We start from the raw sequence: 22,363 nt of genomic DNA, 5'->3' as shown, positions 1-22,363 counted from the left end.
GGTGCAACGCATCTGCAAAGCGTGTGCCGACTTGGCACAGTGACGAGACGAAACGTTCACACGGGCCTCAACTGTCCGCCGGGTCAGTGGCTTTGCCCTGCCGTACCCGGCCGAATGCCCGGCGGGCACCGCATGCAATCGCTTTCGCCCTGCTGCCGCGCAGCGCCAGTACGCCGAGCACGCCGAGGAATCCGAGCGGAACGCCGGCCTCCGGCAGGAACATCCCGACGACGGACGCGATGACGAGGATCACATCCGCGAGCACGACGGTGACGCCCCGTCGGCCCGGGTGCTCCTTCACCATCCACGCGCCGAGGAGCGCCATGCCGGCGAGTGCCCAGTAGCCGAAGGCGGCCTGACCGGTGACGGTGGCGCTGGTGGAGGCGCGCACCGAGTCGCCCACCGCGGAGAAGTACCCGGTGAACGCCGCGGCGAGAAGCGTCGAGGCGAGTCCGAGAAGGAGCTGGCCGCGGCGTCGGAGCAGCCAGACGACCGCGCCGACGAGCGCGAGCGCGCAGACCGTGACGAAGCTGGAGCCGCTCTCGGAGGCGATGGCGAAGAGCGTGTAGGCGGCGGCGACGCAGAAGACGACGCGGGGGAGCAGCTTGACGGCCCAGGGGTCGTCCTTGTCCTGGCGTACGAGGCGGCGCAGGCGGGAGAGCGCGGGGGAGGTGGGCGGGTCCGCCCGGCCGGAGCCGGGCCGTCCGGCGGGCGGTCCGGGCGTGCGGGTGGTGGGTTTCGGCCTGGTGGGGTTCATCGGCGCGTCAGGCTCCCATTCCGGCGTCGCGGGATGGCTCGGGGGTGGGAGGGGCCTGCGGGGCGGCGGCCGGAGTGCTGGTCCTGGCGGGGGTGACGACGGACTTCGCCGTCGCGTTGACGCCGGGCAGGAAGGCGTGGGCGGGCACGGCGGCCGTCCCGGGCGCAGGGAAGGCGAGCGGTTCCAGCGGGGCCGGTCCCGTGCGGGCGTCGATCTTGACGCCGGGGAGGTACTGACCGTGGGTGCTCACGGCGACGGGGGCAGGGGCGGGCGTGGTCGGCGCCTTCGGGTTCCCTTCGCGCTGTGCGGCGGCCCATTGCCGGTCCTCGGCTGCGGGGAGCGTGACCTCGTGGTCCGGGCGCAGGACCTTGATCTCCTCGAGGAGCTTCTCCACGTCGGCCGCCCGGGCCGGGCCGTCCAGTGTCGCCACCCTGGCGCACACCTCCAGGACGGCGGCGCGCTGCGCTTCGGGGGTCGGGAGCGCTTTCAGCTGCTCCAGATCGAGGTGGCCGGCCTTGGTCAGCGGCGTGTACTTGGGGTCGCTCTCGTCGTACCCGAAGGTGTGGATCTGCGCGCGGACGGCCTGGGAGGCCAGCAGTTCCTGCGTCTCGGGGGCCAGGTCCGCGTACTTCTCCGCGGGCGCCGGGTACATGAACTCGATGATGCCGAGCTTGCCGTCCTGGCGGAGCTGCCGGGACTCGGTCTGATAGGCGACGGTGCCGGGGTTCAGCTCGGCCATGAAGAAGAGGGCTTCGTTCTCGGTCTTCGCGGCGTACTTCTGAGAGAGGGCGTCCCAGGCGCCCGCGGCCATGGCCTCACCGCTTGCCGCGTCCATGTCCAGGGCGGCGTGGAGGGCTTTGTCCCACAAACGCAGTGCGCCCAATTGCTCACCGCCGGGCGTCCCCTCCAGGTAGCGCACGGAACCCTCGGACGTCGCGTTCTCCACGTCGGCGTAGGCGGCGGCGACGTGCATGCTGCGGACGTTTTCGCCCGGACCCAGACGGGAGTGATTCTCCAGGGCCCAGGACCAGAAGGCGGATTTCGTGTCCGGGGCCGGGAGGTCCACGTCCATCTGTGTGACGAGGTCGATCACGTAGGAGGGCAGCTTCTCCTTCAGGTCCCCCACCTCGATGCCCGAAGCCAGGGCGCCGGCCTTCAGATCGGCGGCTATCCTCCTGGCCTCCGCTTTGGTCAGACCAGGCTCAAGTCCGGCCAGCGTGGCCCGCTCGCGTGCCTGCCTGATGACTTCGTCGGCCAGTTGTCGCTGGGTCACAGGGCCTCCGGCGGATAGCAGTCGACATTGATCAGTACGCCCCGCGGCTCCCCCGGGAGAGGAGTGAGCCCGAGATTCACGGTGAGCACCGTGATACGGCCCTCGGCTCCGGCGGCGGGCCAGACGGCCATGCGGTACGGGTCCATGTCCTCGTGCCGGATCTCACGCGGGGCGAGCCAGTGGTGCTCATGCGGAGGCTCGGGGAAGCCGGGGTCGTCCCAGCTGCCGGAGAACATGGGGTCACCGAGCACGCCGCGGGCTGCCGCCTCGAACGCGGTCCAGGCTTCGGCCGCTTGCGTCAGCACCAGATCGTTCTCGGCGGCGCTGTCGGCGCGCAGATGCCAGGTCGTCCAGTTGAGGTTCTGCACCGGCGCCCAGCCGCCACCGTCGACGGGATACAGAGCGATGCGCTGACCGGTGGCGCTGTGGACGCTCAGGATGCGTTCACCCGCGAGGGGACGCCAGCCGAACAGCGCGCACCAGTCGTCCAGTGCCTGGCCGGGGTTCGGCGGGCCCGCCCAGACGGCCGGCCAGTCCACGTGCTCCAGCCCCCTGAGTTCCTCGGCCAGCTGCTCGGGACTGCGCTCGATCCTGAGGGTCGTCATCGTTCGTCGCCTTCCTCGTGTTCCGCACGGCTCCGGTTCATCCGCGCCGCTCCTGCCGACGGGAGTCCACATGGTCGGGGTCGTGGCAGGCGAGCACGATCCTCGCATCGGCCGGTACCGGACGGTTTCGTGCGGTGTCGCCGCGCGTCATCCGCAGCTCGAAGACCGGCGCCTGCGGCACGCGGAACCGCCATACGCAGACGCGGTGCGGGTCCCGGTGGTCCGCTCGCCACGAGGCGTCCGGCCACGCTCCCGACCACGGCAGTTCCGGAAAGCCCGGTGTGTCCCAGGCGCCGTTCCAGGAGGGGTTGCCCAGCAGGCCGCGCAGGGCGGTCAGGCAGGCGTCCCAGCGGGCCTCGGCCACTGCGGTGACGTGCGCGTTCTCGTCCGTGTCCCGGGCGCGGGCCGACCACACCGTGTGGTCGACGCGGGTCACCGGGCGGCCGGGGGCCGCCGAGACCAGGTGCAGCCGGCCGCCCTGCTCCGTACGGACGCGCAGGCCCGCCTCGAACCACAGCGGCCGCCAGCCGAAGCCGGCGCACCACGCCGCCCGCCGGTCCGCGTCCGCCGGAACCCCCGCCCACACCGTGGGCCAGTCCACGCCGATGAGCCGTTCCAGTTCCGCGACCAGTTGGCCGGGGCTGCGGTCGGCGGTCAGGGCGGGCATGGGGCGGCTCCTCGGGGCTTACGGACGGGGAAGCGGGTCAGACGCGGCCGCTGGGGCCGCGTGGGTCCCGGGGCTGCGGCGGGGGCGCGGGCTGCGGCGCCGGCTGCTCCACGGGTGCGGGGCGGGGCCGGGGCGCCTGCGGCTGCGGCACCTGCGGCTGGGGCACGTGCGGCTGGGGCTGCGATCGCGGCTGCTGCGGGGCCGGGGACGGAGCCGGCGACGGAGCCGGGGCCGGGCCCGGACGGGACTCGGTCGGCGTGGTCGGCTGCGGCGACGACTGGCTGCTGCTGCCGCTCACCCGGCGACCGCGCTTCGGGGCTTCCGGCTCGGGCTGGGAGGCCTTGCGTGCCTCGAACTCCTCACGCGTCTGCTCGTACTTCATGCGTGTGGTCTCCGCCGCCTGGTTCTGCGACTTGCGCTGCTCGCGCTTGGACTGACCGATCCAGCCCCACTGCTGCATCTTGCCGCGGCCCTTGCCGCCGGTGGCCACCCTGTCCGCCGTCCAGGCGACGCCCTTGGCGCCTCCGCTCGCGACGCGGCCCGAGGTCTTGGCCGTGGAAGCGGCCAGACCCGGCGCCATGGCGGTCACCTTGCCCGCTGCGTCCCGGAGGCCGAGCATGTCCTCGCCGCCCGCGACCTGGGGGGTGAAATTACCGCCGAGGAGCTTCTTCAGCATCATCACGATGGCGATGGTGACGAGGAGCAGCATCAGCAGCTGGGTGCCGAGGGCGACCTTCGCCGGCAGGATCATCTGATAGAGCACGAGCAGCACAGTCAGGATCACGCCGAAACCGGCGCGCAGCACGAAGCTGTGGATGAACGTCTCCAGCCAGCTCTTCAGCAGTTTCTGCTGCGAGGGATGGATGCCGATCGTGGCGACCAGCGGCAGCAGGATGACCAGGATCAGGGTGACCGCGTGCCACAGCAGGGTGAGGGCGCTGAGGACGATGACCATGAGACCGACGATGAGCGCGGCGATGATGGAGTAGAAGGCGAGCCCCACCCGGTTCCCGGAATTCCTGCCCGCCCACTCGTCGAAGGCGACCGGGTAGATGCGCATGTCCGCGACGTCGTCGCCCTTGTCCTTGCCGCCTGCGATCTCCTGGCGGATGGGCGTCCAGTCGTCCTTGAACTTGTCGAGCTTCTTGTCGCTGAACGCGTCGATGTTCGTCTTCGACTGGGCGACGAGCTGGATCACCCGCAGGTCCTCGCAGCGGGCTCCCTTGCCCCAGGAGCAGGTCTTGTTCTTCTCGGCCGGGACGCACACGCCGTTGCTGAGCTTGCCGCCGCCGTCCTTCTTGAAGATGCAGTTCTTGCCCGGGTCGCCGAACTGCCCCAGCGCCCAGGGGCGGAAGACGAGCGTGTCGTACATGGCGCAGCTGGATATCCGCAGGCCCCGGTTGTAGGCGCCCTTGTCCAGGTCGCAGGGCGCCTGGGTCTCTCCTGAGACGCCGGCGAGGACGACCTCGGTCAGGGCGGAGTTGGCCCGGGCTATGTAGGAGTCGGCGGTGCCCACGAACTTGTCGTAGTTGCCCCCGGTGAGGAAGGCCGTGACGGCGACGATCGTCAGCGCGGACCAGGAGACGCCCGCCCACACCTCGCGCATGTCGCCCTTGCGCCATTTGGTGAACACCCACAGGCCGACGAGCAGGATCATCACCGGCACGGCCGGACGCAGCACGTTCTCCTTGAGCGTCGTCACGACGCTGTCACGGCCCTCGTAGAGGCCGGCGAGCGGACTGGGGTTGGAGGCGGACTCCTTGATGGAGATGGCGGCCCGGGTGAAGATCTTGGTGCCGTTGAGGATGGAGTCGGCGATCCCGTTGTTGATGTAGGACATCACCGAGCAGTCGTCGGCGCCGCTGCCCAGGTCACCGTTGTCCTCGGAGGCGTCACCGCGGCCCTTGAACGTCTGGGACCAGTTCATTCCGCGCATGCCGTTGAGTTCGTACATCGTGTACGTGTCCGGCGAGTCGGGAAGCTTCACCGCGCCGGTCGTCGTCCCGGAGTCGTCCAGGAGCGTCGTCGACTGCTTGGTGTCCTTGTCCCACTGCATGACCGCGGCGAACATGGACTCGCCGTTGGTGCCGGGCGTGTCCATCTGGTAGCTGTCGTCGCCCGTGAAGTCGCAGGAGAAGCCCGCGTACGCCGGGGTCGGCATGGCCAGGGTGACGGCCGTCAGGGCCAGCGCCACGAAGACGACGGCCCGGACGGCTGTGGCGGCCTTGGTGAGGGCCCGTTGCAACGCTTTGCGCGAGGGCATCTGGAATCCTTCGAGAACGCGGGAGCGGAGAGAGGCGGCGGGAGCGGGCCGGTTCAGCTGGGGAAGTAGTCGCTCAGGACGCAGCCGTCGACGAGTCCGGGACGCTTCTCGAAGCCGCTGGGCACCGAGAAGGCCGGGTCGCACGTGAGGAATTTGAGCCCGGACTTCTGCAGGCCCTGGGCCGCTCGGCTGCCGACGGCGACGACCGCGAAGTCCTCGCCCACCACGAGCCGCTCGTTGTCCGCCTTGGCGGCGGTCTGGAGCTTCTTCATGTCCGCCACGGACAGCAGGGCGATGGGGTCACCGGACTCGTCGCTGCACACGCCCCGCTCCTTGATGCCCCAGGACGGGTCGGCCGCCTCGTCCGCTCCCCAGGCGGCCTTGTCCCCGTCGTGGTCGGCGTCGTACTCGTCGCCGGTCTGAAGATCCAGGCAGGGGGTGTACTTGTTCACGTAGTACGCGATGGACGCGAGGTCGGCCGCCTTGGGCAGACCGCTGTCCGCGCCCCCCTCGGAGCCGGCGGGCGTGCCGGTGGCCGAGCTCTTGCCGTCGGCCTTCTCGGCGTCGTCGTCGCTTCCGCACCCCGCCGCCGCCGTCAACGCGACGAGGGTGGTGCCGATCGCGAGCGCTCGCTTGATTCGCATGGTGTCCGTCCTCAGTGCTGATGGGGTGGGGGCGGCGGTTCGCAGGCCGTCATACGGCCTGTGCGACCGTCTCCTGTTCGGCGTGCTGTGCGGCCGCCGGGTCCTCCTCCGCCTCCTGGAGGAACGTCCAGTCCCACACGCTCAGGGGCGGATTGACGCCCTGGCGGGCCGGGCGGGTGGTGCCGTTGGTGTCCGTGGCGGCGAGGATCTCCTGGAAGACCAGGTCGACGGCGACCGTGCCGACGCGTTTGTCCGCGTCACGCTGGAGGCAGACGCCCGTGCGCAGTTCCTGGAGGGCGGCGATGACCTTCGGGTCGTTCTCCGGTCGGCCGAGCAGCGGGGCCACCAGGGAGGCCTCCTGCGCCGACTTCTGCTTGAACGCGAACACGGTGTGGATCTGGTTGGCGCCGCCGCTGCGGGCCTCGGAGTCCTCGATCTGCACCAGGTCGATGGCCTGCTGGGTGATCAGGACGGTGACCGCGAGGTAGGAGCGGCCCTGCTTCAGTGCCCGGCGCATCAGGTCGCGGCCGGACTCGGTCGCCGTGACGACGTACGCCTCGTCGACGAAGAGGGCCTTGGGGCGCAGGCCGATCTCGCCGGTCACCGGGTTCTTCTCGTAGCCGACGTCGAGCATCTGGCTGCCCAGTTCCACGACCGCCATCAGCGCGGTCGCCGCGAGGCGCTCCGCCGGGTTCCAGTTGCGCGGGTCGGAGGCGGCCGGGGACTGGAAGCCGCGCAGGGTGATGACCGTGCGGCGCTTGCGCATGCTGGACAGCGGCTGTGGGTGCTCGGCGAAGGAGAGGCGGGCGTAGGGGAGGGTGCGCAGCTCGGTGAGGAGCATCTGCGCGAGCTTCAGGTCCTTCTGCGCGTCGCGGTCGCCGCTGGCCACCGCGTGGTCGTACGCCGCCACGACCTCGTCGACGACCTGCCACAACGTGGGGCGCGGGACGGCGAGTTCGGCGTCGCGGGCGGTGTGGCCCTGTTCGACGGCCTGGCGGATCGCCGAGTTGTAGCGGCCGATGACCGTGGCCATGCCCTCGATGACGGGCAGACGGACGCGCTGGTAGTCCTCGTCGCCGAGGAAGCCGCGGAGCATGGACTCGGCGAGCAGGCGGCCCGCGGGGACGTCGCGGGCGATGACCCACGGGTCCAGGACGCCGGCCTGGCCCTTGAGGAGGTCGACCACCTCGGTCTCGGCCCAGAACTCGGGGTTGACGGGCTGGAACTTGCTGGCCGGGGTCCCGAGGAGGCCCGTCTCCGCGTCGTTCGCGAAGTCCGGGTCGTTCACCTGGGCGCCGAAGGCCAGGTAGTAGCACATCTGGGCGAAGTCGGTCTTCGGGTCGATGACCAGGCAGCGCACGCCCGACTCCGACTCCTCGTAGAACTTCTGGAGGGCGAGGGACGACTTGCCGCCGCCGGACGCGCCGACGATGGCGAGGCCGCCGCCGTCGTTGCGGGCCGGACCGACGTGCAGCGAGTAGTGGACCGGCATCTTGCCCGCCCAGCCGACCAGGTTGCCGACCCAGCCGAGCCGCTTGCCCGAGCGCTGCTCCGGGTTGTCGCCCAACTCCGTGCCCGCCGTGGGCAATCCGGCGCCGAGCTGTTCGACTTCCTGGAGGCGGAGGTAGGGCGCGATCGGCAGCTTCGGGGCGTCGCCCGGCAGCTGGGACTGGAGCAGCCGCCACTGCTGACGGGTGGGCCGCAGCAGGGTGACCTTCAGGTCCTGCTTGAACTGCATCTCCAGGACGCGGCGCCGGCGCTCCAGCTCCTTCACGTCGTGGGCCGAGATCGTGAAGCGGATCTGCGCCTCCATGCCCGGCATCTTGTGCTCGTCGATGTCGTCGACGAGCTCCTGGGCGCGGGTGACCTGGGTGGCCAGCTTGGTGTCGGGGCTGCGGCCGGAGTTGGCCATGTCGTTCATCTCGTCGACGAGGTTGCCGCGGATCTTGTCGGCGCGGTCCTTGAACTTCAGGTACGGGATGAGCGTGAACCGCATGTCGATCTCGACGGGGAAGTCCACGTGCTGGGCGGCGTAGCGGGCCCACGCGGTCGACTGACGGAAGCGGGTCTCGGCCGGCCAGTTGGCGGCGACCAGGGTGGTGGTGTAGCTGGTCTGCTGCTCGCCGGTGACCTCGTCGTACTGGTTGAGCACGATGTGCGTCTTGCGGTTCTCGCCGGAGAAGTCGACGACCAGGTCGAACTGGTTCGGGCCCCAGGCGCGCGAGCCGAGCACCGGTTCCGGCGGGACCGGGAGGTCGCCGTGCAGCGGCTTGCGGATGAGCCAGACCAGCTCCTCACGGCTGAGCGGGGCGCCCTTGAGGCCCTCCAGGCTCTCGTGGACCTCGACGGCGACCTGCGTCCACTCGGCGAGGACGTGCGGGGAGAGGTACTCGTCGGCGACGCCGGTGGCGGTGGCGGCGGCCTGGTCGGCGGCGCCGCGGACGCCGCGCAGGAGGCCGGGCTCGTCGTAGGGCTCGTCGTCCTGGGCGACGACCCCGCTGCCGCCGTTGGTGCGCTTGAGCGAGCCCAGCTTCACCAGCAGGATGTTGCGCTCGCGTTTGGCGCCGATGCGCTCCTGGTACTCCGCCTTGCGCAGGTTGTACGCCTTGTAGTTCTCGGTGGGCTCCCAGGCGATCGCGTTCAGCTCCTCCGCCCAGGTCATCGCGGTGATCGGCTGGTACACCTTGCGGTAGTGGCACTCGACGTTGCGGTCGCCGCGGGCCAGGTTGAGCAGGCCGCGGGCCGGCCCCTCGGCCATCGCCTGGAGCTCACCGGCGTTCAGGTACTCGTCGATGGCGTTGGGCAGGACCAGGCCCGTCCACACCGAGTCGCCGTGCACGAAGATCATGTCGTCGGCGTAGCGGTAGGGGAGGCGGAGGTCCTCGCGGCGGGCGGCGCCCGCGGAGCCGGACGGCTTGGAGCGGGCCGAGGACGACCGGTTCGAGCCGCCCCGGCCGCCCTGACCGTTCTTCTTGCTCGACGTGGCGGCCATGATCATGGCGACCACGAAGAAGGCGGCCGCCCCGCCCAGAAGGATCAGCATGAACATGGAGGAGTCACCCTGCGGTAGTTGACGTGTAGGGGGTCAGCGGTAGGTCGAGAAGGCGCTGCCGCGTTCGGCGGCTGTCCGGCGCGCGGCCTCGTAGCGGGCCTGCCAGCGGGGCGAACCAGGCGTGAAGAGGATGACCTGCCAGTGCAGTTCCTCGGGTTCCTGGTCGGCTGCGAGGCCCTGGAGGCGTTTGGGCTGGAACCACCAGTCGGTCATCACCACGATCTGCTGGCTCAGCGTGAGAGCCGAGGGCAGTGGCCGTCCCCAGACGAAGTAGACGGCGAACGGCGGTCCGAAGTACAGGATCGACGTCCACATCGACATGCCGAGGAAGGGCAGGAACGCCGACACCGTGAACAGCACGATGAGCCAGACCAGCCCGAAGCCGAAGGCCGCGCCCAGCGCCGGCAGCAGAAGGCCCGGCAGCGGGATGTTGCCCCAGTTCCAGATCCGCTTGGGGCGGTTGACCAGATCGGTGTGGTCGTAGGCGACCAGCGGCTCCGGCGCCTCCTGGCTCATGTGCGAACTCCTCGGTGAGAACGGCTACGGACGACGGTCCATCCGGACGTCAGCCCTTGCCGCCGCCGATCTGGCCGCCCAGGTCGATGAGCAGTCCGGCGAGACCGGTGGCGCCGCCGATGATCAGGGCGGCGAGCGCGATCATTCCGAAGCCCTGGAAGGCCTCGCGCATGCCGTCGCCGCGCTTCATCGACAGGAGCATGCGGATGCCGAGGATGAGGAGGGCGATGACGGCGACCATCGTTCCGGCGTTGCGGAGGATCGTCTCGATCTCTCCGAACATGTCCTCCATGGTGGTGGCGGCCAGGTACACGGTGTTTCCTCTCGAGTGGTGAAGCAGTAGGCAAGCGGTGTGCGGAAGGGAACGGCGCGGTGGCCGCTCAGGGTTTGCCGGGCTTGGGCTTTCCGCTCCGGGACGGCTGGGCGGGCGCGGAGGCCGAGGCGGACGCCGACGTGGACGGGCCGGCCGAGGGGGAGGCGGCACCGCTGTCGTCGGTGCTGTCGGCCCGTCCGCCCTGTGAGTCGAGGACGCCGCCCCGGATGTCCTTGATGAACCAGCCCTGTGCCGTGTTGACCACCGTCATCCGGTAGGCGCGGCGCACCGTCTCGTCCTTCGGGTCGCCCCAGTCGACGATCACGCGGGTCTCGACGGCCTGCCCGACGGGATACCGGTAGGGGTCGGTGTTCTGCACGCTCTTGGGCACCAGGGCGACGACGTCGTTGACCGTCGGCGTGGACAGCCGGCCGGACAGGCCCGAGGTGGCCGACCGGGAGGCGTCGGGCGTGGTGAACCGGGTCATCGCCGTCGCGTCGGAGGCGCCCCAGGCGGTGAAGTAGCCGGGCAGCACCTGCTGCTGGAGCTGTCGCGCCAGGGCGTCGTCCACGACCTCGTCGTCCTGGTCGAGCTCCGGCACGTCGGCGCGGGCGGGCAGCGGCATCTGGCCCACGTCGCCGGCGACGCGCAAGCCCTCGCCCGTCTTCAGGTTCTGCACGTACACGGGGACGGTGAGCGTGGTGAGCGTGCCGTCGTCCGTGCGGACCTGTACGCCGATGTAGCGGCCGTGGTCGCCGTACTCGGGAAACTTCTCGGCGGTTCCGTCCCAGGCGGCGGAGACGGCGGCGGAGGTGCCCTCCCCGCTCCAGCCGCACTCGGCGTCGACGCCGGCAGAGGCGTAGCGGGCGAGGTTCGCGCGACGCGTGGACGCGGTCTCCGGGGAGAACGTCATGCACAACAGGGCGTACTGCTCGGCGAAGGTCGCCGCCTGCTGGGTGGGGAAGTCGGTGAGGCGGTACTTGTCGACGTCGGCCGAGTCGAGTCCGGCTGTCGAGGGCCCGGACGACTTGCCGACCACCAGCCCCATGACGCCGCAGGAGCCGAGGGCGAACACGCAGGTGGTGATCAGGAGCGTGGCGCGCAGCGCGACGTGCGTGCGGCGTCCGCCGCCGGGGATGCGGCCGCCGGGCCTGGGTACGTCGAAGTCGCGGGCGGGCCTGGACGCCGACGGGGAGGCGGCGGGGCCGGCGGCGGCCGTGACGGCGGTCTGGGCGGCGGCCGGAGCGGCAGTCCCGGCCGTTCCGGGCGAGAGCGTGGCGGAGCCGGCGGGCGCCTGGTGGCCATGCGGCTGTGAGGGTGACTGCGGCGCGGGCTGGGCGGCAGGCGCGGGCGCGGCGTGTGCGGCGGGTGACGCCTGGCCGCCCCGCTTGCGCTGCTCCTTCTCCGCCTTCTTCTGCTCGTAGGCGGCTTTGCGCGCGGCCCGTTCCCGTTCGCGCTTCTCCTTCTTCGACTCGCCCTGGGGGCGGGTCTCGCGCGGCGGCAGCGACGGGACGGCGGCCTGGCCGGCCCGGGGCGTGTTGCGCACCCAGGCGGCGGCGACCTGCGCACGGGCCGCGTCGGAGGGGAGCTGCTGGGGCTGGGGCTGGGGCGCTTGGGGCGCTTGGGGCGCCTGCCCCTGCCACGCCTGCTGCGATGGCTGCTGGGAAGGACCGAAGGACCCGGGCTGCCCGGAAGGCTGGCCTCCGCCGACCGCGCCAGCAGGGCTGTTGTGGTCTGTCATCGAGTCGGTTACTCCAGCGAGTCGGTTCCCCGTCCGCCTGGGCGGGTTCACGACCGCACCGCACGACGGGCCCTGGCCCGGCCAGGTGCGCTGGCAGTGTGACAAAGACCCGTCACCGGATCGGTCTCTCTTTCCTCCCCGGGACTCCCTGAATTCCCGACGGCGGCTCCCCGGGGAAACGCGCCGGGAAAGACGTCGGGGACCGGTCGGGAAGGCGCTGTGCCGTACGGATCCGCTCTGGGCACACAATGCGCTGGGCATGTCTGCCCGACGCGCCGGGTGCCGCCACCCGGTGTGCCCTGGACCCGACGGACCCGGCGAAGGACGAGAGTTGAGCGACGACAACGGGCACCCGCAGCAACCCGAGCAGCCCGGCCCGCGCACCTGGGAGATCCCTCAGCAGGCCCAGCCGGTCCAGCCCGCGCCTGCCCCGGCTCCGGCCCCCGCGCCTGCCCCGGCTCCGGCCCCCGCGCCCGCCCCGGCGCCGGTCCCGCAGGCATCCCAGCAGGTTCTCCAGGCGCCGCAGGTCTTCCAGACCGACCGCGCCTGGGTGGACGGTTACGAGCCGGGCAACCCCTGGCAGGCGCGTCTGTGCGTGGAGACGCCGTACGGGACGTTCGCCTATCCCCTCACCCCGAACACCATCCCCGAACTCCTCGAGCAGATGGTCCTGGTGGCCCAGGAGCAGCAGGGCCTCCCGGTAGGCGTCGACGAGGATCCGCAGACGCTCCCGCCGGGCGACGAGGACGACGCCGAGGAACAGCACGGCGTCGGAGCCCGTCTCCAGGGCGGCCGCGCCGCCCGCATGACCGGCTGGGCGGTCGTCCACGATTTGTGGGAGCGCGAGGACCCCACCGCGCGCATCGTGATGGGCGCGATCGTGGTGGTGCTGTTGCTGCTCGGTATCTTCCTGACCTGATCGCGACCTTCCCGACCTGATCGCGGGCGCACGCGATCGCCGCAGACCGACTGATGGGGGTGCCATGCCCGACGCCCAAGGAGATTCCGGGGAGCCGGAGTTCTTCTTCGCGGACGTCTTCGTCTTCGTCTCCGACTACCTCGCCCAGGTGGTCCGGCGCCGGGTCAACGGATCCTCGGCCACCTGGTGTCCGAAGTGGTGGGAGCACCCCGAGGCGGGGGCCCGCCTGTCCGCGTTGTGGCTGGCCTGGGAGCACCTGCGTCAGGATCCGGCGCTCGGCATGTCGACGTGGTGGCTGCACCACGCGGACCCGCATCTGCGGGTGCTGATGGACGCCGACTCTGGCCCGTTCGCGGCCTGTTCGCCCAAGGACGGCCACACCGCGTACCCGTTCGACCCGCTGCCGGTGGACCCGCGGCCCGAGTGAGCGTGCCGCCGGCCGGACGCCCGTGCCCTGGACGTCGTCGCGGTGGAGGACGGCGGCGGCCCGGTCTCTCCTCCTTTTCCCGTCGCCGCCCGCACCGTTTCCCCGTCGGGAATTCCCCCGACTCCCCGCCTCCCCCGCCACCTACCGTGTCCCGGTCACCCGCCGTACCGGCTCAGCACAAGGGAGGCGCGGGAACGTGGATTTGCCTGAGGAGGGCAAGCGCTCGGGGCTGCTCGCCCTGGCGGTGCTCGGAGTTCTCCTGGTCGCCGTGCTCGCGGTGTTCACCGTCTTCGACGGCGACGACGACAGCGACGGCGGCGCGGCGGCTTCGTCGGCGACGTCCGCGGGCCGCCAGGACGCCGCGAAGGCGGACAGCAGATCCGACGGCACGCAAGAGCCGAGCGTCGGCGCCACGCCCATCGTCGCGCTCACCGAAGTGGCCGAGGCCCACGCGGTGATGACGAAGTACATGGCCGGGCTCAACACCTATGACCACGCCAGCAAGCCGGCGGCGTGGAGCGCCCCGCTGCTCGGCCTGACCACCGGCGACACACAGATGGAGCAGGTCACCACCCTGCCCACCGGCAAGGATTGGGCCCAGTGCGAGGCCGACCGGTGCTCCTCCACGGGCACGGCGACCGTCGTGCGGGACGCGATGATCTCGGACGACCTGGTGCGGGACAGCGGCCGGTCGATCTCCAGCGTGGTGGACGTGACCGCCGCGCGGACCGCAGGCGGAAAGACGGTCAAGGAGTCCAACAGGTGGCTGGTGACGGTCAAGGAGGAGAGCGGTGCGTGGGTCGTCTCCGGCTTCGACCTCTTCGGTCTCGGCGACGTGGGCGCCTCCGACGAATCGGGGGAGTGAGCCGGCATGGTGGCACCCGCCGTACTGGCGGCCGCGCAGAAGGCCGCGAAGGTCGCCAAGGCCGCCAAGAAGGCCCGTCAAACCGCGTCCGGCGGAGGCGACCGGGGTGACGGCAAGGGCAAGGACAAGAGCAACCTCAAACTCTGGCTCGTCCTCGGCGGCAGCGGCGGTCTGCTGACCTTCGGCGGTGTCTCCCTGGTGACCGTCATCCTCATGGGGATGATCGGCGGCACCGGCAACGGCGCCGTCGCGGCCGCGTGCGGCGATTACGCCGACAACGCGAACGCCGGCAACACCGGCGACGCGGCGGCCACCAACCCCATCCTGCCGGCGGGCAAGATGTACATGCCGAGCGAGACCGCGCGCAACGAGATACCCCCGAAGATGATCCTCGCGGCGATGCGCGCCGCCGCCCGGTACGACGGTCTCGACTGGGCGCTCATCGCAGGACAGATGTACCAGGAGACCAAGTACGGGCAGCACCCGTCGGCCGCGCCCGGCGGCAAGAACTCGCTCGGCTACATGGGCATCCTGCAGTTCGGCACCCCCGCCTGGACGGACTACGGCGCCGACGGCAACGGTGACGGCAAGAAGGACCTGTACAACATCGACGACGCGGCGTGGGCCGCGGCCAACTTCCTGCATGCCAAGAAGGCCGAGACCGCGCCGTTCAAGGCGCTGCAGACCTACTCGGGCTCCACGGCCTCCAACACGATCTACCCGCGCGTCGTCATCACCCAGGCCACCCGCTACCACGGGGTGCTCACCGGCGACCAGGCGCTCATCAGGCGCTGGTACGCACACCTGAAGGACGCCGTCGACAAGAACCCCGACTTCCCCACCCTGGGGCAGCAGTCGGACATCCCGGAGCCGGTGGGCAACAACGCCCAGCCCGGCTCCGCCCTCAGCATCGCCGCGACGGCGCCGCGCTCGTGGTCCACCCCGCCCCTGGACGGCGGCGACGGGGAGAAGACCACCACGGCCATGGCGCCGGCCGCGTACACCACGGCCGTCCCCGGCTCGGCCGGCGCCGCCACCGTCGCGTTCCCGGCGGCCAAGCAGCCCACGGGCGGCGCGGGCTGGCAGTGGCCCCTCAAGGAGGGCAGCTACACGTTGGGCACCAAGTACCACGAGAACGGCAACATGTGGAGCCTCGGCTACCACACCGGCCTCGACCTCGTGGCGTCGTCCGGCACGCCGATCTACGCGCCGGCCGACGGCAAGGTCGTCCACGCGGGCCCCGGCGGTTCGTACGGCAACGAGACCGAGATCCAGCACGCGGACGGCGTCGTCACGCTGTACGCCCACCAGACCTCGATCAAGGTGTCCGTCGGCCAGACCGTCAAGCGCGGTCAGCAGATCGGCACGGTCGGCGCGACCGGCAACGTCACCGGACCCCACCTGCACTGGGAGGTCCGCGTCCCCGGGGTCGACAACCCGTTCGTAGGCGGCCAGGACTCGGGACCCGGCATGGTCGACCCGCAGGCGTGGATGAAGGGCCGGATCACCGCCAACCCCGACTACGGCACCGTTCCGGGCTCCGTCGACGAGGACAAGGGCAAGGGCGCCCGGTACGCCTCCTGCGCGCAGGAGAACGGCAGCGCGGCCGTCGCCCCGGACGGTGCGGGCGCCTCCGGGGTCCTGCCCGACGCCGACGACCCCGTGATCCGCGCGGTGCTCGGCTGGGCGCAGCGGGGGATCGGGGTCCCTTACGTGTTCGGCGCTCCGCGGCTGCAGGGCCAGAACCCCACGAGCTTCGACTGCTCGAGTTTCACGCAGTGGGCCTACTACATGGCCAGCGGCGGGAAGATCAACATCGGCACGACGACTTATACGCAGGAGCCCCACCTCAAGAAGTACGAGGTGCCGCTCTCCCAGGCCCAGCCGGGTGACGTCATCTTCTTCCGGCCGGAGGGCAATCACTCCGGACACGTGGGTCTGGTGTGGGACCCCAAGGGCCACAAGATCATCCATGCGCCGCGGCCCGGCAAGACGGTCGAGTTCAGCAACTGGGACTACCAGGACAAGATCACCGGCGTCTACCGGGTCCCGATCCCCCAGGGCACCGACCCCGTCGAGGGTGACGGCACGGGCCGGCGGAAGGGCGCCTGAGGCGGCGGCCCGGCGGGCCCGCCCGCCGCCGACGACAACTCTCCCAGTGCTCCCAGTTCTTCAGAAGTCCAGAAAGGACGGACCCGCGGGTGACCGCAGAACAGCAGAAGAAGCCCCGCGCCGAGGACGACTGGACCTTCGAGATCGTCATCGCCGTCGTGGTCGTGCTCGTCGTCGGCGCCGGCGCCTGGTTCGCGGCGAAGGTCGGCGCCGGGTACGCCGACGCGCCCGCGCCGCCCTCCAATCCGCTGAGCTTCCTGGTCGAGGTGATCAAGGGCGACTACACCTGGCCGGGTTCGGCGGCCAGCGCCGTCGCGGCCGGGGAGGCCGTGCTGGCAGGCGTCCTGGGGCTGGTCGCCCACCGGGTGCGGGAGCGGTTCAGGAACAGGCCCGAGGTGGACGGCGCCGCCCGGCACCTGGCCAAGGGCGAGGAGCTGGGCAGGCTGACCATGAAGGGGGCCGCAGCCACCGCTGAACGCCTCGGCGTGCGGTCGCGCACGCCCGGCGTGTTCATCGGGCGGTCCGTGAAGGGCCGTCAGCCGCTGTTCGGCTCGTACGAGGACATGCACGTCGACATCTGGGGCCCCCGGACCGGCAAGACGACCCGGCGGGCCATCCCCGCCATCCTCGACGGGCCCGGCGCCGTCCTCGTCACCTCCAACAAGCGCGACATCGTGGACGCGACCCGCGGGCCGCGGACCGCGCGCGGACCGGTGTGGGTGTTCGACCCGCAGCAGGTCGCGCAGGAGGAGCCGAGCTGGTGGTGGAACCCCCTGTCGTACGTCACCGACGTGGCCAGGGCCCGCAAGATGGCCGACCACTTCGCCGGCGGCTCGCGCGACGCCGACGCCTCCACGGACGCCTTCTTCGACCCGGCCGGCCAGGACCTGCTCGCGAACCTGCTGCTCGCCGCCGCCTGCGCCAAGGCGCCGATCACGCAGATCTACACCTGGCTGTCCAACCCCAGGGACGACACCCCGGAGCGGATCCTGCGCGGCGCCGGGCACGCCATGTCCGCGGACGGCCTGTCCGGGGTGATCAACGCCCCCGACAAGCAGCGCAGCGGCATCTACGGCGTCGCCCAGCAGATGGCGTCCTGCCTGGTCAACCCCGAGGTCAACCGGTGGGTCACACCTCCCGACGACCCGTACGCGGGGGAGTTCGACCCGCACGCGTTCGTCCGCTCCGGCGGCACCCTGTACTCGATGAGCCGCGAGGGACGCGACTCCGCCGGACCGCTGGTGACCGCGCTGACCGTGGCCGTCGTCGAGGCGGCCGAGGAGTACGCCACCACCCAGCGCGGCGGCCGTCTCCCGCTGCCCCTCGTCGGCGTCCTCGACGAGGCCGCCAACGTGTGCCGCTGGCGGAACCTGCCCGACCTGTACTCGCACTACGGCTCGCGCGGCATCATCCTGATGACGATCCTCCAGTCCTGGGCGCAGGGCATCGAGGTGTGGGGCGAGCGCGGCATGGAGAAGCTGTGGTCCGCCGCGAACGTGCGCGTCTACGGCGGCGGCGTCTCCGACACCCGGTTCCTGGGCGACCTGAGCGAACTGGCCGGCGAGTACGACCTGCGCGAGTACCAGACCAGCCGGGAGTCGGAGTTCGGCGGCTGGTCCGGCAACCGCGCCATCAGCGAGTCCACCCGCCGCGAACGAGTCCTGCACGTCTCCGACCTCGGCGCGATGCCGCCCGGCCGGGCCCTCGTCCTCGCCTCCGGCACCAAGCCGGTGCTGGTGGAGACGGTCCCGTGGTGGGAGGGGGCGTACGCGGCCGAGGTCCGGGCCTCCCTCCAGAAGTACGACCCCGGGGCGCGCTGACAGCCGCACGCCCCCACCGGGGGCCGGAGCGGTCGCCGGGCCGGTCCTCAGGGCCACCGGGTCGGGGGCCGGGTCGCGCTCGACGTCCCCCGGCGCCCGGCGAGTTCTCCGTCGAACAGGCCCGGGAACCGGCCGTCCTGCCGCCGTCCGACGGCGGACTCGGCCGCGGGCGCGGCCGGCGCGGTCACGTCGAGGGCGACGGGGTCCTTCGGCACCGGGCTCGTGCCGTCCGGCGCGCCCGGCGGCCGGGCCGCGAACGGCCGCGCCTCGTCGGAGGAGTTGGCGACGGTGAGGATCACCGCGGCGAGGGCGGCCGCGGCCACGGTGCGGACACGGCGGCCGGCGGCGGAACGAGCGGACGCGAAGCGGTGATCGGGCAGGTCGCGGGGGCAGGACCGGCACGTCACCCTCCGATCCCCCCGGCCGGAGAATGCCCGTCCTGAACCCGACCCGCGGCCAACGCGGTTGGTTGTACCGTTTCCCGGGTGCTTTCCCGGACGGGCCTTCGCAGGCCTTTCGCAAGGTCTCCGCTTCGTCTCCATGCGTCTTCACCCGCTAAGCGGAGCGTGATGTTGCTACTTCGTTAAGTAGTTCCGCTTGACGTCGACGGCCGCCGCCGCGTTGTCTTTTCAGACACCTGGGTCACCATGTCGCACCCATGTCCGTACTGCATCGATTGCACCGATTGCACCGAACGCACCTGAAGTGAGCCCCCGAATGCGTCGTATCGCCATAGCCGTGGTCGCCTCCTCGATGTCCCTTTCGCTGGCCGGATGCGGGATGCTCGGAGCGTCGGAGGCGGGCGCCGGCGCGACACCGACCCGCAGCGACGACATCACGGTGGGCGTGCTGATGCCGGAGGAGACGAACACCCGGTACGCGGAGTTCGACTACCCCATCATCAAGCGCAAGGTCGGCGAACTCACCGACGGCAAGGGCAAGACCGACTACGCGAACGCCGCCGCCTCCACGGAGAAGCAGCTCTCCCAGATGCAGCGGATGATCGACGACAAGGTCGACATCATCCTGCTGGACGCGGTCGACGCGAAGGCCGTCGCGCCCATGGTGCAGAAGGCCAAGGACGCGAACATCCCCGTCATCGCGTACGACCGTCTGGCCCAGGGCCCGATCGACGGGTACGTCTCCTTCGACAACGAGCTGGTCGGCCAGGTGCAGGGCCGCAGCCTCACGGAGCGCATCGGCAACGTCAGCCTCTCCGACAAGATCATCATGATGAACGGGTCGCCCACCGACCCCAACGCCGCGCAGTTCAAGAAGGGCGCGCTCAGCGAGCTGAACGGCCGGGTCACGATCGCGAAGTCGTACGACACGGACAAGTGGAGCCCGGAGGCCGCCCAGGCCAACATGACGAAGGCGATCCAGGACGTCGGCAAGAACAACATCGCGGGCGTCTACTCCGCCAACGACGCCATGGCCGGAGGCATCATCAAGGCCCTGGAAGCGGCGGGCGTCAGCTCCGCCGACCTGCCCCCGATCACCGGCCAGGACGCGGAACTGGCGGCCGTGCAGCGCATCATCGCCGGCGAGCAGTACATGAGCGTCTACAAGCCCTACCCGGCCATGGCCGAGGCCGCCGCGCAGGCCGCCGTCGCCAAGGTCCAGGGCCGCGACATCCAGTTCGACGCCCTCACCCGCGACAAGGTCGACAGCCCGACGAACAAGAACATCCCGGCCAAGCTGGTGACCGTGGTCGCGCTGACGAAGACGAACATCAAGCAGACGGTGATCGCCGACGGCATCTACAAGGCCTCCGACATCTGCACCGCCAAGTACAAGGCCGAGTGCCGGGCCCTGACGCTCATCTGACCCCCGCGGGCCCCTCGGTCCGCCGCGCCTCGGTCCGCCGCCGTACGGTCCGTCGTGCCTCGCGCCTCGCGCCGCCGGACCGGCGGCCCCCGCCCGCGCGGTTCCCCGCCGCCCGCGCGGACCGGTGCTCCCGGCCGGTCCCGAACACACCCCCCGCGTCATGCCCGCGACGCGGAACCCCGGCCGGACTCCCCCGTGGCCCGGCCGGGTCGGTTCCGCTTGCTCCCCGGGTGACGTGCCCCCGGGGGGTAAGCGGAACCCACCATGCACCCCGTGGCGGCCCCGCACCACCGTCAGCTTGTTGCAGTGCCGGGGGAGGAGGCTGGGAGGAACTCCCGCGAAACGGTGGTTTTCGACGGCCCCGGCCGGGGGAGCCGTGTTGCGGAGGCGGTCCGGGCCGCGCATAGTTGCGCTCCGGAAGTGGCGTACGGCGGGGGTGGGATGGGCGATGGCCGGGCACGGGACGGAGGAGCATCCACACGGTGCCGACCGACTGTGCGAAGCGGGGGACCGCGTGTACTCCCGGGCCGTACGACGCGGCCGGGTGGCGCGGACCGACGCCGAGCCGGTCCCGTGCCTGCTTGAGCTGGCCCTGCTGCACCCCGATCCCGACGACATGGACTGGCTGGTGCCGACCTCCCCGCAGGAGGTCATGACCCGGCTGCTGCGCGGACTGCACGACGAGGTCAGCGCGAGCCAGCGGCGGGTGGGCTCGGCGGTCGCCGCCTTCGAGTGGTACGCGGGCCTGGGCGGACCGCAGCGGGCTCCGGCGGCCGGCGAGGGCGCGGCGATCCGCGTTCTGGACGGCCCCTCCCGCATCCAGGCCGCGCTCGACGCGGCGACCGAGGCGTGCACCACCGAGGTGCTCACCGTGCAGCCCGGCGGCATCCGGCGCGAGCACGAGCTGTCGGAGGGCCTGCACCGGGCGCTGGAGCTGCGCGGCCGGGGTGTGCGCATGCGGGACCTCTACAACCACGTCGCCCGGCACGGCCAGGGTCTGCTCAACTACCTGGAGCTGATGGGCGACACGGTGGAGGCGCGCACGCTGGACGAGGTCATCGACCGGCTGATGCTCTTCGACCGCACGGTCGCCTTCGTCCCGGCCAACGCCGACCGCACGATGGCCCTCGAACTGCGGCACCCGGCCCTGGTCTCCTACCTGGTGACGGTCTTCGAGCGGCTGTGGCGGCTGGCGATCCCGCTCACCGCCCCGCTCCCCGACCCGAGGGTCGAGGGCGTCTCCCACCGCGAGCAGTCCATCGCGGCCCTGCTGGCGGAGGGTCACCAGGACGCGGTCATCGCCGAGCGCCTGGGCATCAGCGTGCGCACCTGCCGCGCGCACATCGCGCGTCTGTCGGAGACCCTGGGCGCGGCCAGCCGCACCCAGCTGGGGGTGCGGATCGCCCAGGTCGGCCTCGACCGGCCGCCCGAGGAGGCGGCGCCGGGGCGCACGCCGGCCGTCCCGTCCCAGGGCCCGGTCCCCGTGGCCCCGGCCGACGCCTCCGCCCCTACTCCTGCGCCTGGGGCTGCCCCTGCCCCTGCGCCTGACCGGGCTCCGGCGTCCGGTGGTGCTCCGGGTCGAGAATCCCCGACTGCCCTATGAGGTAGCCGAGTTGGGCGCGGCTCTCGCTGCCGAGGGTGGCGGCCAGCTTGGCGATGTGGACGCGGGCGGTGCGGATGTTCATGCCGAGCCGGTCGGCGATGACGGCGTCCGTGTGGCCCTCGACGAGGAGCGCGGCGATGGCCTGCTGCCGGGGGGTGACGCCGCCTCTGGACGGGCGCTGGACGGCCTGCGGGTACATCGGGGTGGCCAGCCGCCAGAGCCGGTCGAAGGTGGTCGTGAAGTAGGTCAGGAGGGCCGGGTGGCGGACCTCCAGGGCGAGCCGGCCGTCCTCGCCGGCGGGGATGAAGGCGACCGCGCCGTCGATGACGATGAGGCGGTCGGTGACCTCGTCGAGGGTGCGGGCCTGCGCGTCGCCCCGGAGCTGCTCGTAGCGGGCCAGGACGAGGGGCTGGTGGCGCTGGGTGTGCTGGTAGAGGGTGCGGATGCGGCAGCCGCGGTCCAGCAGGGCCTGGTCGCGGGCCATGGCGACGGCGTGGGCGGTCTCGCCGCGCGGCCCGCTGTAGTGGACGTGGGGCTGGACGCAGAGCACCTCGGCGGCCGCCTCGGACGTCGCCTCGGTGATGGCCTCGTTGATGCGCTCGGTGCCGCTGAGGAGGCGCAGGGACACGGGCTCGGCGGTGGCGGTGCGGGCCCCGGTGATCCGCATGAGGGGCTCGAAGAGCGACGCCAGCCGTTCCTCCCGTCGCCGTTCCTCGGCGATGCGCGCGCCCGAGGAGCGCAGCAGGCGGTGCAGGACGACGGCCGGGGCCGCGGGCTCCAGCTGGGCCGGGTCGTCCACGAGCGGGTGCAGCAGGCCGACCGTCAGCAGGCAGGGGGCCGCCGTCTCGGCGTCCTCGGCCTTGACGCGCCCGTCGCGCAGGGCCTGTTCGTACAGGTGCAGGCCCGCGGTGCACAGGTCCTCCACGCCGTGGTGGGGGTGCGGCGGCGCGTTCACTGCG

19 protein-coding genes are annotated in these 22,363 nt (G+C 71.6%); 7 read left to right on the top strand and 12 right to left on the bottom strand.

The window, feature by feature from the left end; genetic code table 11:
• Positions 1-67: 67 nt before the first annotated feature.
• From ACGFSH_RS12010 to ACGFSH_RS11965, 10 genes are all read right to left on the bottom strand, one after another.
• Entirely contained in the window at positions 68-757 is a 690-nt protein-coding gene (locus ACGFSH_RS12010) for a hypothetical protein (RefSeq protein ID WP_393347437.1), read from the bottom strand.
• 7 nt (positions 758-764) lie between these two features.
• Positions 765-2,030: a hypothetical protein gene (locus ACGFSH_RS12005; RefSeq protein ID WP_393347435.1), complete on the bottom strand. Its 1,266-nt coding sequence runs from the start codon at positions 2,028-2,030 to the stop codon at positions 765-767.
• Positions 2,027-2,635 (bottom strand): hypothetical protein, encoded by a 609-nt coding sequence (locus ACGFSH_RS12000; RefSeq protein WP_329412074.1) that lies wholly within the window; start codon positions 2,633-2,635, stop codon positions 2,027-2,029. Before ACGFSH_RS12000 ends, ACGFSH_RS12005 begins: the two co-directional genes overlap by 4 nt.
• A gap of 37 nt (positions 2,636-2,672) precedes the next feature.
• Complete coding sequence (locus tag ACGFSH_RS11995) at positions 2,673-3,302, bottom strand: hypothetical protein (protein ID WP_393347433.1); 630 nt, start codon at positions 3,300-3,302, stop codon at positions 2,673-2,675.
• Between the two features lie 37 nt (positions 3,303-3,339).
• Complete coding sequence (locus ACGFSH_RS11990; protein WP_393347431.1) at positions 3,340-5,565, bottom strand: hypothetical protein; 2,226 nt, start codon at positions 5,563-5,565, stop codon at positions 3,340-3,342.
• Between the two features lie 53 nt (positions 5,566-5,618).
• Positions 5,619-6,209 (bottom strand): hypothetical protein, encoded by a 591-nt coding sequence (locus ACGFSH_RS11985; RefSeq protein ID WP_393347429.1) that lies wholly within the window; start codon positions 6,207-6,209, stop codon positions 5,619-5,621.
• Between the two features lie 49 nt (positions 6,210-6,258).
• Entirely contained in the window at positions 6,259-9,258 is a 3,000-nt protein-coding gene (locus ACGFSH_RS11980) for an ATP-binding protein (RefSeq protein ID WP_393347427.1), read from the bottom strand.
• Between the two features lie 36 nt (positions 9,259-9,294).
• Positions 9,295-9,777, bottom strand: a complete 483-nt coding sequence (locus ACGFSH_RS11975) for a hypothetical protein (RefSeq protein WP_329412084.1) — start codon at positions 9,775-9,777, stop codon at positions 9,295-9,297.
• 49 nt (positions 9,778-9,826) lie between these two features.
• Positions 9,827-10,090 carry a hypothetical protein gene (locus ACGFSH_RS11970; RefSeq protein WP_093773962.1) on the bottom strand — a complete coding sequence of 88 codons (264 nt, stop codon included), beginning with the start codon at positions 10,088-10,090 and terminating at the stop codon, positions 9,827-9,829.
• Positions 10,091-10,157: 67 nt separating this feature from the next.
• Entirely contained in the window at positions 10,158-11,831 is a 1,674-nt protein-coding gene (locus ACGFSH_RS11965) for a conjugal transfer protein (protein WP_393347425.1), read from the bottom strand.
• Between the two features lie 331 nt (positions 11,832-12,162).
• Here ACGFSH_RS11965 and ACGFSH_RS11960 point away from each other — a divergent pair, with 331 nt between their 5' ends.
• The 5 genes from ACGFSH_RS11960 to ACGFSH_RS11940 all read left to right on the top strand — a co-directional run bounded on the left by ACGFSH_RS11960 (position 12,163) and on the right by ACGFSH_RS11940 (position 17,974).
• The gene (locus ACGFSH_RS11960; protein ID WP_393347423.1) at positions 12,163-12,750 is read left to right on the top strand and encodes a hypothetical protein; all 588 of its coding nucleotides are present in this window, start codon (positions 12,163-12,165) and stop codon (positions 12,748-12,750) included.
• Positions 12,751-12,814: 64 nt separating this feature from the next.
• A complete protein-coding gene (locus ACGFSH_RS11955) occupies positions 12,815-13,177 on the top strand; it encodes a DUF4913 domain-containing protein (protein WP_393347422.1) in 363 nt (120 codons plus the stop codon).
• A 196-nt stretch (positions 13,178-13,373) separates the two neighbouring features.
• Positions 13,374-14,042 carry a hypothetical protein gene (locus ACGFSH_RS11950; protein ID WP_393347420.1) on the top strand — a complete coding sequence of 223 codons (669 nt, stop codon included), beginning with the start codon at positions 13,374-13,376 and terminating at the stop codon, positions 14,040-14,042.
• A gap of 6 nt (positions 14,043-14,048) precedes the next feature.
• A complete protein-coding gene (locus ACGFSH_RS11945; protein WP_393347418.1) occupies positions 14,049-16,154 on the top strand; it encodes a peptidoglycan DD-metalloendopeptidase family protein in 2,106 nt (701 codons plus the stop codon).
• 89 nt (positions 16,155-16,243) lie between these two features.
• Positions 16,244-17,974, top strand: coding sequence for a type IV secretory system conjugative DNA transfer family protein (locus tag ACGFSH_RS11940; protein ID WP_393347416.1), 1,731 nt, complete (start codon positions 16,244-16,246; stop codon positions 17,972-17,974).
• 47 nt (positions 17,975-18,021) lie between these two features.
• On the opposite strand, the gene ACGFSH_RS11935 is transcribed toward ACGFSH_RS11940, so the two are convergent.
• The gene (locus ACGFSH_RS11935; protein WP_393347414.1) at positions 18,022-18,381 is read right to left on the bottom strand and encodes a hypothetical protein; all 360 of its coding nucleotides are present in this window, start codon (positions 18,379-18,381) and stop codon (positions 18,022-18,024) included.
• A 310-nt stretch (positions 18,382-18,691) separates the two neighbouring features.
• On the opposite strand from ACGFSH_RS11935, the gene ACGFSH_RS11930 reads away from it, so the two are divergent.
• Together ACGFSH_RS11930 and ACGFSH_RS11925 are read left to right on the top strand one after the other, a co-directional pair.
• Entirely contained in the window at positions 18,692-19,801 is a 1,110-nt protein-coding gene (locus ACGFSH_RS11930) for a sugar ABC transporter substrate-binding protein (protein ID WP_393347413.1), read from the top strand.
• Between the two features lie 448 nt (positions 19,802-20,249).
• Positions 20,250-21,404 carry a LuxR C-terminal-related transcriptional regulator gene (locus tag ACGFSH_RS11925; RefSeq protein WP_393347411.1) on the top strand — a complete coding sequence of 385 codons (1,155 nt, stop codon included), beginning with the start codon at positions 20,250-20,252 and terminating at the stop codon, positions 21,402-21,404.
• Here the strand turns inward: ACGFSH_RS11925 and ACGFSH_RS11920 are convergent.
• A complete protein-coding gene (locus ACGFSH_RS11920) occupies positions 21,310-22,359 on the bottom strand; it encodes a helix-turn-helix transcriptional regulator (protein WP_393347409.1) in 1,050 nt (349 codons plus the stop codon). The genes ACGFSH_RS11925 and ACGFSH_RS11920 overlap by 95 nt on opposite strands.
• Positions 22,360-22,363 lie beyond the last annotated feature (4 nt).

This window comes from Streptomyces sp. NPDC048481 (assembly GCF_043200075.1).
Lineage (GTDB): Bacteria > Actinomycetota > Actinomycetes > Streptomycetales > Streptomycetaceae > Streptomyces.
The sequence above is the reverse complement of the archived record's forward strand: the minus strand, read 5'-3'. Positions and strand labels throughout refer to the sequence as shown.

Coding starts and splice junctions, on each gene's coding strand:
- ACGFSH_RS12010 (WP_393347437.1), bottom strand. CDS start 757: ATGAACCCCACCAGGCCGAAACCCACCACCCGCACGCCCGGACCGCCC.
- ACGFSH_RS12000 (WP_329412074.1), bottom strand. CDS start 2,635: ATGACGACCCTCAGGATCGAGCGCAGTCCCGAGCAGCTGGCCGAGGAA.
- ACGFSH_RS11995 (WP_393347433.1), bottom strand. CDS start 3,302: ATGCCCGCCCTGACCGCCGACCGCAGCCCCGGCCAACTGGTCGCGGAA.
- ACGFSH_RS11990 (WP_393347431.1), bottom strand. CDS start 5,565: ATGCCCTCGCGCAAAGCGTTGCAACGGGCCCTCACCAAGGCCGCCACA.
- ACGFSH_RS11985 (WP_393347429.1), bottom strand. CDS start 6,209: ATGCGAATCAAGCGAGCGCTCGCGATCGGCACCACCCTCGTCGCGTTG.
- ACGFSH_RS11980 (WP_393347427.1), bottom strand. CDS start 9,258: ATGTTCATGCTGATCCTTCTGGGCGGGGCGGCCGCCTTCTTCGTGGTC.
- ACGFSH_RS11975 (WP_329412084.1), bottom strand. CDS start 9,777: ATGAGCCAGGAGGCGCCGGAGCCGCTGGTCGCCTACGACCACACCGAT.
- ACGFSH_RS11965 (WP_393347425.1), bottom strand. CDS start 11,831: ATGACAGACCACAACAGCCCTGCTGGCGCGGTCGGCGGAGGCCAGCCT.
- ACGFSH_RS11955 (WP_393347422.1), top strand. CDS start 12,815: ATGCCCGACGCCCAAGGAGATTCCGGGGAGCCGGAGTTCTTCTTCGCG.
- ACGFSH_RS11945 (WP_393347418.1), top strand. CDS start 14,049: ATGGTGGCACCCGCCGTACTGGCGGCCGCGCAGAAGGCCGCGAAGGTC.
- ACGFSH_RS11930 (WP_393347413.1), top strand. CDS start 18,692: ATGCGTCGTATCGCCATAGCCGTGGTCGCCTCCTCGATGTCCCTTTCG.
- ACGFSH_RS11925 (WP_393347411.1), top strand. CDS start 20,250: ATGGCCGGGCACGGGACGGAGGAGCATCCACACGGTGCCGACCGACTG.